Genomic DNA, 14,837 nt, shown 5'->3' with positions numbered 1-14,837 from the left:
TGGCGATGGCTAAGAGTGTACTGCACCCGCCATACGCGCGCGAGGCGCAGAAAGCACAACGCCCGGCATAACCGGGCGTTGTTTGCGATGCATCAATTAGCTTTTGACGATTGGCGGGATGTACACCACGCCCATGTCCCAAGGCTGCTCGATCCAGGTGTTCTGCGGGATGTCGACAATATAGTCGTCTACCAACGCACGGCCAGCTGGCTTGGCGAAGATGGTACAGAAACGCGCTTTTGGATACATATCGCGAATCGCCTGCGCGGTGCCGCCGGTATCCACTAAATCGTCAATCACGATGAAGCCTTCACCGTCGCCTTCTGCACGCTTCAGCACTTTCATTTCGCGCTGATGGTCGTGATCGTAGCTGGAGATGCAAACGGTATCGACATAGCGAATACCCAGTTCGCGCGCCAGCAATGATGCCGGAACCAGACCACCGCGGCTCACCGCAATGATACCTTTCCACTGTTCCACAGGAAGCAGGCGCTGGGCCAGTTTACGGGCATGAATTTGCAACATGTCCCAGGTTACGACGTATTTTTCGCTCATATGAAGGAATCCCGGCCAAGAAACTTGGCTTAAAAAATATGCAAGGGGGAAAAGGTTGCGCGAGATTATAAGGATCTGACGCCTTAAAAACCAGCATCTGTCTTACTGGTTGCAGGTTTTTAGCGCGCCTGATTACGCACCCGGCGAGAAACAGTGATATTCTCAGGCCCATCACGTCAGATGTTCTGACGACGATCTTTACTGGAAACCCGCGTGCGTGCGGTATGTCCGCCACGCTGACACAGGAGACGCATGGTGTCTGAATTGTCGCAACTTTCACCCCAACCGCTGTGGGATATTTTTGCCAAAATCTGTTCCATTCCGCACCCTTCTTACCACGAAGAAGCCCTGGCCGAATACGTTGTTGGCTGGGCAAAAGAGCAAGGTTTTTGGGTTGAGCGCGATCAGGTTGGCAACATCCTGATTCGTAAACCCGCTACGGCTGGCATGGAAAATCGCACGCCGGTGGCGCTGCAGGCGCACCTCGATATGGTGCCGCAGAAGAACAATGACACAGTGCACGACTTCACCAAAGATCCGATTCAGCCTTACGTTGATGGCGAATGGGTGAAAGCGCGCGGCACCACGCTGGGCGCGGATAACGGCATTGGTATGGCTTCTGCGCTGGCGGTACTGGCTGATAACAGCCTGATCCACGGTCCGGTCGAAGTGCTGCTGACCATGACTGAAGAGTCCGGCATGGACGGTGCATTTGGTTTACAGCCGAACTGGCTGCAGGCCGACATTCTGATCAACACCGATTCCGAAGAGGAAGGCGAGATCTACATGGGTTGCGCCGGGGGTATCGACTTCATCACCACCCTGCCACTGACGCGTGAAGCTGTCCCGGCGGGCTATGAGACCCTGAAGCTGACGCTGAAAGGCCTGAAAGGCGGTCACTCCGGTGCCGACATTCACCACGGTCTGGGCAACGCCAACAAGCTGCTGGCGCGTTTCCTGGCGCTGCACGCGCGTGAATTCGACGTACGTTTGATCGAATTCACCGGCGGTACGCTGCGCAACGCCATTCCACGCGAAGCCTTCGCGACGCTGGCCATCGACAGCCATCAAGTGGATGCGCTGAAATCTGCTGCGGCACATTTCCAGGCGACGCTGCTGAACGAGCTGGGCATTAAAGAGAAACACATCGCGGTGGTCACCGAGTCGCTGGCGCACCAGGGCCAGGCGTTAAGCACTGACAGCCGTGATCGTTTCCTGAACCTGCTGAATGCCACGCCAAACGGCGTGATCCGTAACTCCGACGTCGCTAAAGGTGTGGTGGAAACCTCGCTGAACGTCGGCGTGGTGACCATGGATCAGAATAATGCCGAAATCATCTGCCTGATTCGTTCGCTGATCGATACCGGTAAAGATTGGGTGGTTGAAGTGCTGACCTCGTTGGCCGATCTTGCTGGCGCGCAAGGCGCACCGAAGGGCGGCTACCCAGGCTGGCAGCCCGATGCTGACTCACCAGTAATGGCGCTGACGCGTAAAACTTACGAAGCGCTGTTTGGCAAAACGCCAAACATTCAGGTGATTCACGCCGGTCTGGAGTGTGGTCTGTTCAAGAAGCCGTACCCGGAAATGGATATGGTTTCGATCGGTCCCACCATTACCGGCCCGCACTCGCCCGATGAGCAGGTACACATCGAGAGCGTCGGTTTGTACTGGAAGCTGCTGACTGCGCTGCTGAGTGTAATGCCAGAAAAAGCGTAAGTTTGCGCTTTCGCGAGCAACCCGGCTTCGGTCGGGTTTTTTTATGCCTTACGCAAATTAATGCACAGTCGACAAAATCTTTGCAGGCATAGCGTCGGGTTGCCCTTTATGGCGATCGACTTCCCCAGCATATTGCCCTGACAATCTTGCTTCCCACCTCATGATTCCTCCAACTCTTTCCTGCTCTTCAGCTTTAGCCGCCATCATGTCCAGATGTCCGGACGGCTAAGAAGATTTCGTGCTAGCTTATGCCCTTTCGATTGTTGCCCAGAGTGAGGGTTCAGGAAAAAATGCCTCCCACTCAAATAATTAAAGGCCCGGCTTCATGACTGCGATCAACCGCCTGGAGATGCGTAATATCTCCATCGCCTTTGGCGGTTTCGCCGCGCTATCGCAGGTCGATTTCCTCACCGCAGGCGGTTCGGTACATGCCTTAACCGGTGCCAACGGCGCCGGAAAATCAACGCTGATGGCGGTGCTGGCTGGGGCGCATGCGCAGTACAGCGGTGAGATTCTGCTGGACGACGTACCGGTGATGATTCGCTCGCCGCGTGATGCCAAAAAGCTGGGCATCCATCTGGTCCAGCAGGAAGTCGATGTGGCGCTGGTGCCGCAACTTAGCGTGGCGGAGAACATTCTGCTCGATCGCTTAGCCGAGCCGGGGCACCTCTATAACTGGCGCGATATACGTCGCCAGGCGCGTGCTTTGCTGGCGCAGCTGCAAGTGAACATTGACGTCAATCGTCTGGTTGAACGCTGCACGCTAGCGGAGAAGCAGCAAATTCTGCTGGCTCGCGCGCTCTCGCACCACTGCCGCTTTCTGATTCTTGATGAACCTACCGCTCCGCTCGATCAGCACGAGAGCGAGCGCCTGTTCGCCGTGGTGCGTCGCTTACAGTCCAGCGGCATTGGCGTAGTGTTTATCTCGCATCGTATTCACGAATTGAAAGCGATATGCGATCGCCTGACGGTGCTGCGTGACGGACGCCTGATCGAAAGCTGTCCGATGGCCGCGCTGAGCGGCGAGCAAATCGTAGAGAAGATGCTGGGACATCAGCTCAACGATGTCTTTCCGCCCCGTCGCACGCGTGAGGCGCGACCGCTGCTGCTGTCGGTTGACGGCTTGCACGACGATCAGTTACTGCAGGACATTTCGCTGCGGCTGCACCAGGGCGAAATCCTCGGCATTGCGGGTTTAGCCGGTGCCGGTAAAACCGAACTATGCAAAGCGCTGTTTGGCGCCAGCAAAAGCCGCGTTGAGAAAGGCGAACTGCACGGCAAAGCATGGCGACCGCGTTCACCCCACGACTCAGTCGAGAACCGCATGGCGCTGGTGCCGGAAGAGCGGCGCAAAGAGGGCATTTTCATCGATGAACCCGTCAGCATGAATCTCAGTATCAGCGCTGATAACAGTTTTTCGCGCTGGAGCGTGTTCGGTCATCGCAAGGCATGGCGCTGGGCCGAAGAGGTGATTCAACGCCTGAATGTACGCACTACCGGACCGGCGCAAACCCTGCGTCGCCTGTCCGGCGGTAATCAGCAGAAGGTGGCAATTGGCAAATGGCTGCGCAACAACGCCGATGTACTGATTTTTGATGAGCCCACAAAGGGCGTTGATATCAAAGCCAAAACCGAGCTATTCAGTCTGATCGCTGGCTTAGCGCGTGAAGGGAAAGGCATCATTTATGCTTCGGGCGAGTTTTCTGAACTGGTCGGTTTATGCGATCGCATTTGTGTGCTCTGGGATGGGCGCATTGTGGCAGAGATGGAGGGCATAGACGCCACAGAAGAGACACTTCTGCTTTATTCCACCGGAGGAACACCTGCGTGAGCAGCAAAGAACTATCCCAAACCCCGCAGCCTTCTCTGCGCCACCAGCTCTTCGATTTCCTCTATAAATGGGGCATGTTGCTGACGGTGGTTATTCTAATTGCCGCGTTTGGTCTGGCCTCAGACAGCTTCCTTGAGCCCACCAACATCATCAACATCCTGCGTTCGATTGCCATCGTGACGGTAATCGCCATCGGCGTATCGATTTCACTGACGATTGGCGGCTTTGACCTGTCAGTCGGATCGACGGCATCGCTGGCCAATGCGCTGGTGATTTCGCTCTTCGTCTGGCACGGCTTTGGCACCACCGAAGCCATTATTATCACGCTGCTGCTGTGCACGCTGGTGGGATTATTCAACAGCTTCTTGATTGTGATTCTGCGTATTCCCGACATGCTCGCCACACTGGCCACGCTATTTGTGATTCAGGGCGTGGCGATGACCTACAGCTTCGGCGGATCGATCACGGAAAATATGGTGCTGCCAAGCGGTGACATGGCCGAGGGCACCATTCCCGCTGCTTTTGGCCTGCTCGGCCAGGTGCCGACCATCGTGATTATTATGCTGGTGGTGACGATAGTGGCGCAGCTGGCGCTATCGCTAACCAAGCACGGTCGTCGCATGTATGCGCTCGGCGGTAATGCGGAAGCGGCGCGGTTATCGGGCATCCGCACCACCCGTTATCGCGTGCTGGCCTATGTGCTTTCATCGCTGCTGGCTGGGCTGGGCGGCATTCTGCTGGCTTCGCGCATCGGCTCTTCGCAGGTGAATGCCGGCGGCGGTTACCTGATGGACGCCGTCGCCGCGGCGTGGATTGGCTTCTCGCTGGCCGGTTCAGGCAAACCTAATGCGTTAGGAACTCTGGTGGGCGCCGTCATCCTCGGCGTATTGCAGAACGGGCTGGTGATGCTGTCGGTGCCCTATTACGCGATGGACATTATTAAAGGACTGGTGCTGGCGCTGGCGCTGGCAATCACTTACATCCAGCGCCGCTAAGGCGCTGTTATTCAGAAAGAGAGCATAATGAAAAAAATTACCCTTTCGCTGCTGGCAGTGAGCCTGCTGAACGTCAGCGCTGCCTTTGCCGACACCACAACGCCGGTGCCCGCAGCCATCGCCAATCACGAAGGCCCGGTGCGCATTGCCATCATCCGTAACCTCGGTTCCGACGACAACACCACACAGTTTGTGGCCGGTGCAATTCAGCAGGGCCGCAAGTTGGGCTTTAAGGTCAGCACTTTTTTAAGCAACGGCGATGATGCGCGTTTCCAGGATTTTGTTAATCAGGCGATCAGCCAAAAATATGACGGCATTATTCTGTCGCATGGCAAAGATCCCTACTCTACCGGGCTAGTGCAGCGCATCGCCGATGCCGGTATTAAGCTGTCGGTGTTTGATACGCCGGTAAATACGCCAGTGAAGGGTGTGACCATAACCGCGCAAAATGACGCCTCGCTGGCGCAGGAATCACTCGGCAGTTTGATCAAAGACTTCAATGGCAAAGCGAATATCGTCAAATTGTGGGTGGCCGGTTTCCCGGCGATGGATCGTCGTCAGGTGGTGTATGAGAAGTTGCTGAAAGAGAACCCAGGCATTCATCAACTGGAATCGATCGGCGCCGTCTCCTCTGATGTTCAGGGCGATACCGCCAACAAGATTGGCGCGATTCTGGCGAAGTACCCGAAAGGCAAGATTGATGCAATTTGGGGTTCGTGGGATGCATTTAGCCAGGGCGCCTACAAAGCGTTGCAGGAGAATGGTCGTACTGAAATCAAGCTGTATAGCATCGACGTATCCAACCAGGATCTGCAGCTGATGCACGAGAAAAACAGCCCCTGGGTGCAGACCGTGGCGGTGGACCCGAAAACCATTGGCGCGGTGAATATGCGTCTGGTAGCGAACAAGATTGGCGGCGAAACCACGCCTGCAAGCTATGAGTTTAAAGCCGCATCCATTTCGCAGCAGCAGCTGAACAGTCAGCAAGGTGCGGTTAACGTGGCTTCACTGAACAAGATTATCCCTGGCTGGGGCGAGAACAGCGATTTCGTCGCGCCGTGGTTTGCCACGCTGGAAGCGAAGTACGCTAAGAAGTAGTGTTTTGGGTGAGTGCCCGCGGCCCCTCACCCTAGCCCTCTCCCGCAGGCGGGAGAGGGGACTGTATGCTGCGGTTTGCCAATTGGGCACGCCTTCTGATAGCAGCCTGAATCTGTTCCCTCACCCGTTTGCGTGAGAGGGGACTGTATGCTGCGGTTTGCCAATTGGGCACGCATTCTGATAGCAGCCTGAATCTGTTCCCTCGCCCGTTTGCGTGAGAGGGAACTGCGTGCTGCGGTTAGCCAGTCGGACACGTATTCTGATAACACCTGGATCGGTTCCCTCGCCCGCTTGCGGGAGAGGGCTAGGGTGAGGGCCAGGCCGCACCATCACCTCACAACCCTAACACCAGCTGCCGCTCCAGCTGCGGATCAACCATAGTGACATGCAATCCCACTAGCCTTACTCCGCGCCCTGCCCGACGATCATCCCATGCCTGACGCGCTACCGCGATCATGTCGTCTTTGTTCAATACCGGCCAGACATGTTCCTGCGTAGTCTGCTGAAAGTCGTTGAACTTGAGCTTTACTCCCTGGCGAGCGATCTGCTTATCCGGCTTGATTGCCGTTAAGCGGCGATCTAATTCGGCATAGAGGAAGTCAATAATCTCCAGACACTGCTCCCAGCTGTGAATGTCCTCCATAAGCGTGCGCTCAACGCCCAGCGATTTACGCTCACGCTCCACCACCACATTGCGTTCGTCAATGCCGTTACTGCGTTCCCACAAGATACGACCAAATTTGCCAAAGCGTTTCAGCAGCAGCGCCAGATCGGCCTGCTGGACATCAGCGCAGGTACGTAAACCCATCTCTTCCAGCTTTTTCGTCGCCACTTTGCCAACACCGGGGATTTTGCTCAGCGGCAGCGTCAGTAAAAAACCTGGCATGGCATCCGGTGTAATCACATATTGCCCGTTGGGTTTGTTGAGATCGGAAGCGATTTTGGCGAGAAACTTAATCGGCGCAATGCCGGCCGAGGCGGTCAAACCGGTTTCGCGCAGGATATCCGCCCGAATCGCCTGCGCCATTAATGTTGCTGAGCCGTGACAATGCAGGCTGTCGGTCACATCCAGATAGGCTTCATCAAGGGATAAGGGTTCAATCAGCGCGGTGTAGCGCGAGAAGATGTCGCGGATCTGGCGTGATGCTTCTTTATACGCATCGAAGCGGCCCGGCAATAAACGCAGATGTGGACAGAGTTTTAGCGCCATACCGGTGGGCATCGCGCTGCGCACGCCATATTTGCGCGCGGGATAGTTAGCCGTACTGATCACGCCGCGCTGTACGCGGCTGCCACCAATCGCGATGGGAATATCGCGCAATGAAGGATCATCGCGCATTTCCACCGCCGCGTAGAAGCAGTCCATATCGACATGAATGATTTTCACTTTTGCAACTAACCCAGATTCAATCGAGACCTCTTTATAATACTGGATATTTGTACAGATGCAAAAGTACCCTGATGTTAGCGCGCCCAATTACACCAGGCGACGAATCTCCATGCCTTTATCGGTTTTTTTAATCTCCAGGCGTTTATTCTGCGGATGCTGTGCGATGCCAAGTTCGCCAAACATTTCCACTTCGTAGCCCAGCGCACGTTTTAACAGGTTGAGCAGGCGATTGCGTTTCGGGATCAGAGCCGGCAGATAGTCGCCCCACACCTCAAACAAAATCGCCGGATAGCCTGAGCTCTCCAGCCACTGACGTGCACCTTTCAGCACTTCTAACTCCAGCCCTTCCACATCCACTTTGACGAGATGTGCGGCCGGTAAGTGCAAACTGTCTAAGGTCGCGATGCGTACCGATTCACTCTCTGTAAAGGCGGTGCTGAGCATCTTCTGTTGCGCGCGAATATCAGCATCCAGCGACAGCGCACCGACGTTCACTTCGGTTTGCATATCCAGTACCGGTACGTCAATTTCACCATTCACGTCGCCAATCGCCATCTGCATGGCATGACAATGAAACAGCTGATTGCTAAACAGATTGGCGCAAAGTTGATAAAACACCTGACGCTGGGGTTCGAAAGCATATAACTTTCCGCCCTTCGCCCGGATATGATCGCCCATCGGCACCGACCAGGCGCCTAAATTGGCTCCCACATCGACCAATATCGGACGCTCAATACCTGCGATTAGCAGCTGAGAAATCTGCAGCGTTGTCGGCTCCCAGGCTTTACCGCCGCGTAAATGCGCATTAATCATATCCGGGCCGGACGACAACATGTAGCTCAGGTTATCGACCTGATAAAGGGACGGGCGAGAGGAGTGTTCCATGGATTATTACCTGATGAAATTGACCGGCGCAGTATAGGCAGACTGATTCCGTTAACAGCCAGGACGCGTCTTGTTTATCATCAGGATTAAGGCGTTTTAATCACCAAGAAAAAAAGCGAACTTTCTGATCAACAAATTAAAGTTTACAAATTTCTGGTCGTATTCCTTTTAGGAACGCGCCATTTTCTCGGACACTGGCTTGATTAAAAGCCAGACAATGTTAATGTTGCGCTGCGATAGCGGATATTTCCGATAATGCAATACCCGGACGCTTAGCGTCATCATCTCTCTTCACATCAAGGTATCTACAGAATGGGCAGAATCGCATTATTGCTTGCGATGATTCTTATGCCGGTCCTTAGCTGGGCAATTAACCCTGAGCCTGCGCAACCGCTGGCTCCGGTGAGCAAAGAGTTAAAGAAACAATTAATTGGTACACCTGTATTTATTCAGATTTTCAAGGAAGAGCGTACGCTGGAACTGTACGGCAAAATCGGTAATGAATATCGTCTGCTGGACAGCTATCGCATCTGTAATTTCTCTGGCGGCTTAGGACCGAAACGTCGTCAGGGCGATTTCAAAAGTCCCGAAGGCTTTTATAACGTTAAGCTGAACCAGTTAAAACCAGATAGCCGTTTCTATCGCGCCATTAATACCGGTTTTCCTAACCAGTACGATCGCGCTAAAGGCTATGACGGTAACTATTTAATGATTCACGGTGATTGCGTGTCAGTTGGCTGCTACGCGATGACCGATGCATCGATGGATGAGATCTTCGCCTTTACCAACGCCGCGCTGCGTAATGGTCAGCAGGAGATTCAGGTCAATATCTATCCGTTCCGCATGACAGACAGCAACATGCAGCGTCATAAATATTCGACCTACATTAACTTCTGGCGTGAACTGCAACCGGGCTATGCCTACTTTGTGAAGTACCGTGTGCCGCCAACGGTTAACGTAACGGCAACCGGCCAATATGCGGTGAACAGCACCCCGGTGATTTCAACACCGGATGCTGCCTCGAAATCATTCCTGGCGCTCACCCAGGCAAAATAATGCCCATTCGCCTGGCACTATCCGGTGCCAGGTTTCATTACCGGTTAGCGGTTGCGTAGCAATCACCGTCACCACATCCTGCGGCGTAGTCTGCTGCTGAAAATCAATCTCCACATCCTGATCGAGCAGTGTCGCTTTGCCAAATGGTGCACGACGCGTAATCCAGTAGAGATTGGTCGAACAGAACGCCATCAGATAGCGACCATCCGACAACAGCATGTTGAACACGCCCTTCTCACGCATTTCTGCTGCCAGCTCGGCGATGTAGCGGAAAACTGCCGGCCAGTTGCCCGGCGTGCGCGGATAGCGCTCGGTAAGTTTATGCAGAATCCAGCAGAAGGCTTTTTCGCTGTCGGTTTCACCGATGGGACGAAAAGGCCCGGTATCCAGCTGGCGATACCCTTTAAGCTGTCCGTTGTGCGCGTATGTCCAGTTACGGCCCCACAGTTCACGCGTGAACGGATGGGTATTTTCCAGCGACACTTCACCGCGATTCGCCTGGCGAATATGTGCCACCACCGAATGCGATTTGATCGGGTATTCCTGCACTAATCGGGCAATCGGAGAGTTATAGCTTGGCTGCGGATCTTTGAAAGTGCGACACCCTTTGCCTTCGTAAAAGGTAATGCCCCAGCCATCTTTGTGCGGCCCGGTTCCACCGCCACGCTGCACCAGACCCGTAAAACTGAAACAGATGTCCGTTGGGACATTGGCGCTCATCCCGAGCAATTCGCACATAGCAACCGCCTTAGGTTAGCACCCCTCGCCAGCGGCGAGAGGAACACATCATGACTTAACCATCTCTTTTTCGATCAGCAACATCAGGATATGAATCACTTTAATGTGGATCTCCTGAATGCGGTCGGCATAGCCAAAATGTGGCACACGAATTTCGATATCCGCCGATCCCGCCATTTTGCCGCCATCTTTGCCGGTCAGCGTGATCACTTTCATCCCCTTCGCGCGCGCGGCCTCAACGGCTTTGATGATGTTGGCAGAGTTACCTGACGTGGACAGACCCAGCAGCACATCGCCTTCGCGACCCACCGCTTCGATATAGCGCGAGAACACGTAATCGTAGCCAAAATCGTTGCTCACGCAGGAGAGATGGCTGACATCAGAAATGGCAATCGCCGGGTAGCCAGGACGGTTTTCACGGTAGCGCCCAGTCAGCTCTTCAGCAAAATGCATGGCATCGCAGTGCGAGCCGCCGTTACCGCAGGAAAGCACTTTGCCGCCCGCTTTAAAGCTGTCGGCCAGCAGAACCGCAGCGCGCTGAATCGCGTGAATGTTAGCTTCATCACTCAGGAAGTTGTTGAGCGTATCGGCTGCTTCATTGAGCTCTGAGCGAATAATGTCCTGGTACATAGGGATGTCCTTTTAGAGGAAAGATTGACGCAGCAAGTTTAACGGAATGGGACTAAGCCGCAAAGCGCCCGCCATCAGGAAAAGCGCGACCTGTTGAGGAAGTTTGGCAGCTGTTGCCGTTCGCGCAATGAATTTGTGAGATGTGTTGTAATTGCGATGTAAACAGATTGATAAATTTTGCCCCATATTCTAAACCTACACCCATAACAGGTCAGACCTCTTACTACTTATGGAGTGGTTCATTATGTTGGTTGCCTCAATTCTTGCGACGCTAATTTTGCTTAGCGTCTTGTTCTATCACCAAATCTCCCTGCTGCTCAGCAGCGTGATTTTGCTGCTGTGGACCGGCGCGCTGGCGGCCGCTGGCGTGTGGACGCCGTGGCTGCTGGTCCCCCTGGCGATCATTCTGCTGCCGTTTAACCTGCCAGCGATGCGCCGTAGCCTGTTCTCCAAGCCGGCACTGCGCAGCTTCCAGAAAGTGATGCCGCCGATGTCGCGCACTGAAAAGGAGGCGATTGATGCAGGCACCACCTGGTGGGAAGGCGATCTGTTCCGCGGTAAACCGGACTGGCAGAAGCTGCACAACTATCCGCAACCGCGTCTGACGGAAGAGGAACAAGCCTTTATTGATGGTCCAGTAGAAGAAGCGTGCCGCATGGCGAACGACTTCGAAATCACCCATGAAATGGCCGATCTGCCGCCGGAGCTGTGGGCCTATCTCAAGCAGCATCGCTTCTTCGCCATGATCATCAAGAAAGAGTATGGCGGCCTGGAGTTCTCAGCCTATGCGCAAGCACGCGTGCTGCAGAAACTGGCCGGCGTCTCCGGCATTCTGGCGATCACCGTTGGCGTACCAAACTCGCTTGGCCCAGGCGAACTGCTGCAGCATTACGGCACCGACGAGCAGAAAGATCACTACTTGCCGCGTCTGGCACGCGGTGATGAGATTCCCTGCTTTGCGTTGACCAGCCCGGAAGCGGGTTCCGATGCCGGGGCGATTCCCGATACCGGCGTAGTGTGCATGGGTGAGTGGCAAGGTCAGCAGGTGCTGGGCATGCGTCTCACCTGGAACAAGCGCTATATCACGCTGGCACCGATTGCCACCGTGCTTGGCCTGGCATTTAAACTTTCCGACCCGGATCATCTGCTGGGCAATACTGAAGAGCTCGGCATCACCTGCGCGCTGATTCCGACCCACACGCCTGGCGTGGAGATTGGTCAGCGCCACTTCCCGCTTAACGTGCCGTTCCAGAATGGTCCGACGCGCGGTAAAGACATTTTCGTGCCGATTGATTTCATCATTGGCGGCCCGTCGATGGCCGGTCAAGGCTGGCGCATGCTGGTGGAGTGCCTGTCAGTGGGTCGCGGCATTACGCTGCCTTCGAACTCCACCGGCAGCGTGAAAAGTATTGCGCTGGCAACCGGCGCCTATGCGCATATTCGTCGTCAGTTCAAAGTCTCCATCGGTAAAATGGAAGGAATTGAAGAACCGCTGGCGCGCATTGCCGGTAATGCTTATGTGATGGACGCCGCGGCTACGCTGATCACCAGCGGCATTATGCTGGGAGAAAAACCGGCGGTGCTGTCGGCGATTGTGAAGTATCACTGCACCCATCGCGGCCAGCGCACCATTATCGATGCGATGGATATTGCCGGCGGTAAAGGGATTATGCTCGGCGAAAATAACTTCCTGGCGCGAGCTTATCAGGGCGCTCCCATCGCTATCACCGTGGAAGGCGCGAATATTCTGACGCGCAGCATGATCATCTTCGGCCAGGGCGCCATCCGCTGCCATCCGTGGGTACTGGAAGAGATGAATGCCGCAGCGAAAAACGATTTGGTGACCTTTGACCGCGCGCTGTTCAGCCACATCGGCCACGTCGGCAGTAACAAAGTGCGCAGCCTGTGGCTAGGCTTAACCGGCGGCCGCACCAGCGCCACGCCGACCCGCGATGCCACGCGCCGCTACTATCAGCATCTCAACCGTTTAAGCGCCAACCTCGCGCTGCTGTCGGATGTATCGATGGCGGTATTGGGCGGCAGCCTGAAGCGTCGCGAACGCATCTCCGCGCGCCTTGGCGATGTACTGAGCCAGATGTATCTCGCCTCGGCCACGCTGAAACGCTATGACGATGAAGGCCGTAATGCCGCTGACTTGCCGCTGGTGCATTGGGGCGTGCAGGATGCCTTGCATCAGGCCGAAGTGGCGATGGATGATCTGCTGCGCAACTTCCCAAATCGCCTGGTTGCCGGCGCGCTGCGTCTGGTGATCTTCGCGGGTGGACATCATTGCCCAGCGCCGTCTGACAAGCTCGATCATCAGTTGGCGAAACTGCTGCAGCTGCCCTCCGCCACGCGCACCCGTTTAGGTCGCGGTCAGTATCTGGCACCGAGCGCGCACAATCCGGCGGGTCAACTGGAGCAAGCGCTGCAGGATGTGATGGCGGCTGAAGTGATTCACGATCGTCTGTGCCAGCAGCAGAAAAAACACCTGTCGTTCACCCGACTGGATGCGCTGGCGCAGCGTGCTTTGCAGGAGGGTTGGATTGATGAAAGCGAAGCACAAGTGCTGATTCGCGCCGAAGCCAGTCGCCTGAAAGCCATCAATGTCGATGACTTTGCGCCGGAAGCGCTGGCGGTGCCAAAGCCGCAGAGTAAACCCCGTTCGCGCACCAGCGAAGCGGCATAAAATAAAAAAGCCTCCATGCGGAGGCTTTTTTTATGGCGATCGCTTTATCCCGCCTGCCGAATACGCGCAATTAATGCGTCAACATCGGCAACATGATCGGCAGCCAAAATCAGCGTACGTCCTAGCGTTATACAGCTGCGAATGCACTCGGTGCGCATCGTGTCATCGTTAATCTGTTTAAAGTCCGTGACATGCGACATCCCCACGGTACGACGAATCAATTCGGTCCCGCAGTAACCAATGGTATCGCGCCATACCTTACGCAGGAAGGATTCGGCATAGCCCGGATAGGCCAGCGCCACATCACTGGTTTTCGCTTTGGCCAGCTCAAGGAAACGATTGGCAAATTGGTTACAGACATCCTGCACATCACTAAGACGACGTTCGCGCCCTTCTGCCGCTTCACGCGGTGCCAGCAGGCCCGGCAAGCAGCAGTTGTTAATCAGCAGGTTGCCAATCGCGCTGCCGACATCAAAACCAATCGGCCCGAAGTAGCCGAACTCTGCATCAATGACTTTCAGACTGCCATCCGCCACAAAGATGGAGCCGCTGTGCACGTCGCCGTGCAGGAGAGCTTCGGCATCGGCAAAGAAGCGGTGCTTGAGGCCCGCAACAGCGATTTTTAATGCATCATCGCTGCGCAGGCTGACCACCAGCGACTCCAGCGCGGCAGGATACTTGTTGCGCTCGTGGTCAATAAAAGGATCGTTGAAGAACAAGTCTTCCGTGATTTCACACATTTCCGGATTAATGAAACGCGCTACTTCGGCTTTTTTCCGGTGCGGATGCAGGAAAAAATCAGAAGTATGGAACAGCGTCTGCGCCAGATACTCCCCCAGCTGGCGCCCTGCTTGTGGATAGTAAGCGCCGTTCACCAGCTCGCTACGCCAGATACGATGAGTGGAGAGATCTTCCATCACCATTACCGCTAATTCTGCATCGTAATGGGTGACGTTAACGGTGTGCTGTGGGCAATGTTTATAGTGCTCAATCAGCGTTTGCGCTTCCAGCCGTGCGCGATCGAGCGTGAGCGGCCAGGATTCGCCCACACAACGCACATACGGCAGCGCCTGTTTTACCACTACGCGGCTGCGGCCTTGGTTGTCGAAGATTTTAAACACCAGGTTGAGATTGCCGTCACCGATCTCCTCGGCGCTCACCAGCGCTGACGGATCGTCCACGCTGCCAAATTTTTTAGCATATTCCACAGCATCGGCAGCGGTGAACGTACGGTATTGCGACATTGCTTTTTCC

General features: G+C 55.1%; 12 protein-coding genes. 6 read left to right on the top strand and 6 right to left on the bottom strand.

Annotated features, from left to right (window positions below; genetic code table 11):
* Positions 1-96 precede the first annotated feature (96 nt).
* The gene (gene gpt / locus AC790_RS01935) at positions 97-555 is read right to left on the bottom strand and encodes a xanthine phosphoribosyltransferase (RefSeq protein WP_007887137.1); all 459 of its coding nucleotides are present in this window, start codon (positions 553-555) and stop codon (positions 97-99) included.
* Between the two features lie 255 nt (positions 556-810).
* Here gpt and pepD point away from each other — a divergent pair, with 255 nt between their 5' ends.
* The 4 genes from pepD (at position 811) to AC790_RS01915 (ending at position 6,195) form a co-directional block, all read left to right on the top strand.
* Positions 811-2,271 (top strand): beta-Ala-His dipeptidase, encoded by a 1,461-nt coding sequence (gene pepD / locus AC790_RS01930; protein WP_049851200.1) that lies wholly within the window; start codon positions 811-813, stop codon positions 2,269-2,271.
* A gap of 325 nt (positions 2,272-2,596) precedes the next feature.
* Positions 2,597-4,102 (top strand): sugar ABC transporter ATP-binding protein, encoded by a 1,506-nt coding sequence (locus AC790_RS01925; RefSeq protein ID WP_049850763.1) that lies wholly within the window; start codon positions 2,597-2,599, stop codon positions 4,100-4,102.
* Complete coding sequence (locus AC790_RS01920) at positions 4,099-5,097, top strand: ABC transporter permease (protein ID WP_049850762.1); 999 nt, start codon at positions 4,099-4,101, stop codon at positions 5,095-5,097. Before AC790_RS01925 ends, AC790_RS01920 begins: the two co-directional genes overlap by 4 nt.
* 27 nt (positions 5,098-5,124) lie before the next feature.
* Complete coding sequence (locus AC790_RS01915; RefSeq protein ID WP_049850761.1) at positions 5,125-6,195, top strand: sugar ABC transporter substrate-binding protein; 1,071 nt, start codon at positions 5,125-5,127, stop codon at positions 6,193-6,195.
* Between the two features lie 334 nt (positions 6,196-6,529).
* Here the strand turns inward: AC790_RS01915 and dinB are convergent, their stop codons facing one another.
* Both dinB and AC790_RS01905 read right to left on the bottom strand, forming a co-directional pair.
* Complete coding sequence (gene dinB, locus AC790_RS01910; RefSeq protein WP_255351258.1) at positions 6,530-7,582, bottom strand: DNA polymerase IV; 1,053 nt, start codon at positions 7,580-7,582, stop codon at positions 6,530-6,532.
* A 90-nt stretch (positions 7,583-7,672) separates the two neighbouring features.
* Positions 7,673-8,470, bottom strand: coding sequence for an FkbM family methyltransferase (locus AC790_RS01905; protein ID WP_007887144.1), 798 nt, complete (start codon positions 8,468-8,470; stop codon positions 7,673-7,675).
* 312 nt (positions 8,471-8,782) lie between these two features.
* Here AC790_RS01905 and dpaA point away from each other — a divergent pair, with 312 nt between their 5' ends.
* Positions 8,783-9,526 (top strand): peptidoglycan meso-diaminopimelic acid protein amidase, encoded by a 744-nt coding sequence (gene dpaA, locus AC790_RS01900; RefSeq protein WP_007887150.1) that lies wholly within the window; start codon positions 8,783-8,785, stop codon positions 9,524-9,526.
* Here the strand turns inward: dpaA and AC790_RS01895 are convergent.
* Both AC790_RS01895 and lpcA read right to left on the bottom strand, forming a co-directional pair.
* Positions 9,497-10,264 carry a class II glutamine amidotransferase gene (locus AC790_RS01895; protein ID WP_007887151.1) on the bottom strand — a complete coding sequence of 256 codons (768 nt, stop codon included), beginning with the start codon at positions 10,262-10,264 and terminating at the stop codon, positions 9,497-9,499. The genes dpaA and AC790_RS01895 overlap by 30 nt on opposite strands.
* 48 nt (positions 10,265-10,312) lie before the next feature.
* Complete coding sequence (gene lpcA / locus AC790_RS01890; protein WP_007887152.1) at positions 10,313-10,894, bottom strand: D-sedoheptulose 7-phosphate isomerase; 582 nt, start codon at positions 10,892-10,894, stop codon at positions 10,313-10,315.
* A gap of 244 nt (positions 10,895-11,138) precedes the next feature.
* On the opposite strand from lpcA, the gene fadE reads away from it, so the two are divergent.
* On the top strand, positions 11,139-13,583 hold the full coding sequence (gene fadE, locus AC790_RS01885) for an acyl-CoA dehydrogenase FadE (RefSeq protein WP_049850759.1): 2,445 nt from the start codon (positions 11,139-11,141) through the stop codon (positions 13,581-13,583).
* A gap of 44 nt (positions 13,584-13,627) precedes the next feature.
* Here the strand turns inward: fadE and mtnK are convergent, their stop codons facing one another.
* Complete coding sequence (gene mtnK / locus AC790_RS01880; protein WP_049850758.1) at positions 13,628-14,827, bottom strand: S-methyl-5-thioribose kinase; 1,200 nt, start codon at positions 14,825-14,827, stop codon at positions 13,628-13,630.
* Positions 14,828-14,837 lie beyond the last annotated feature (10 nt).

The organism is Pantoea sp. RIT-PI-b, from assembly GCF_001187905.1.
GTDB classification, from domain to species: Bacteria; Pseudomonadota; Gammaproteobacteria; order Enterobacterales; family Enterobacteriaceae; genus Pantoea; species Pantoea nemavictus.
The sequence above is the reverse complement of the archived record's forward strand: the minus strand, read 5'-3'. Positions and strand labels throughout refer to the sequence as shown.

Coding starts and splice junctions, on each gene's coding strand:
- gpt (WP_007887137.1), bottom strand. CDS start 555: ATGAGCGAAAAATACGTCGTAACCTGGGACATGTTGCAAATTCATGCC.
- AC790_RS01925 (WP_049850763.1), top strand. CDS start 2,597: ATGACTGCGATCAACCGCCTGGAGATGCGTAATATCTCCATCGCCTTT.
- AC790_RS01915 (WP_049850761.1), top strand. CDS start 5,125: ATGAAAAAAATTACCCTTTCGCTGCTGGCAGTGAGCCTGCTGAACGTC.
- AC790_RS01905 (WP_007887144.1), bottom strand. CDS start 8,470: ATGGAACACTCCTCTCGCCCGTCCCTTTATCAGGTCGATAACCTGAGC.
- dpaA (WP_007887150.1), top strand. CDS start 8,783: ATGGGCAGAATCGCATTATTGCTTGCGATGATTCTTATGCCGGTCCTT.
- AC790_RS01895 (WP_007887151.1), bottom strand. CDS start 10,264: ATGTGCGAATTGCTCGGGATGAGCGCCAATGTCCCAACGGACATCTGT.
- lpcA (WP_007887152.1), bottom strand. CDS start 10,894: ATGTACCAGGACATTATTCGCTCAGAGCTCAATGAAGCAGCCGATACG.
- fadE (WP_049850759.1), top strand. CDS start 11,139: ATGTTGGTTGCCTCAATTCTTGCGACGCTAATTTTGCTTAGCGTCTTG.
- mtnK (WP_049850758.1), bottom strand. CDS start 14,827: ATGTCGCAATACCGTACGTTCACCGCTGCCGATGCTGTGGAATATGCT.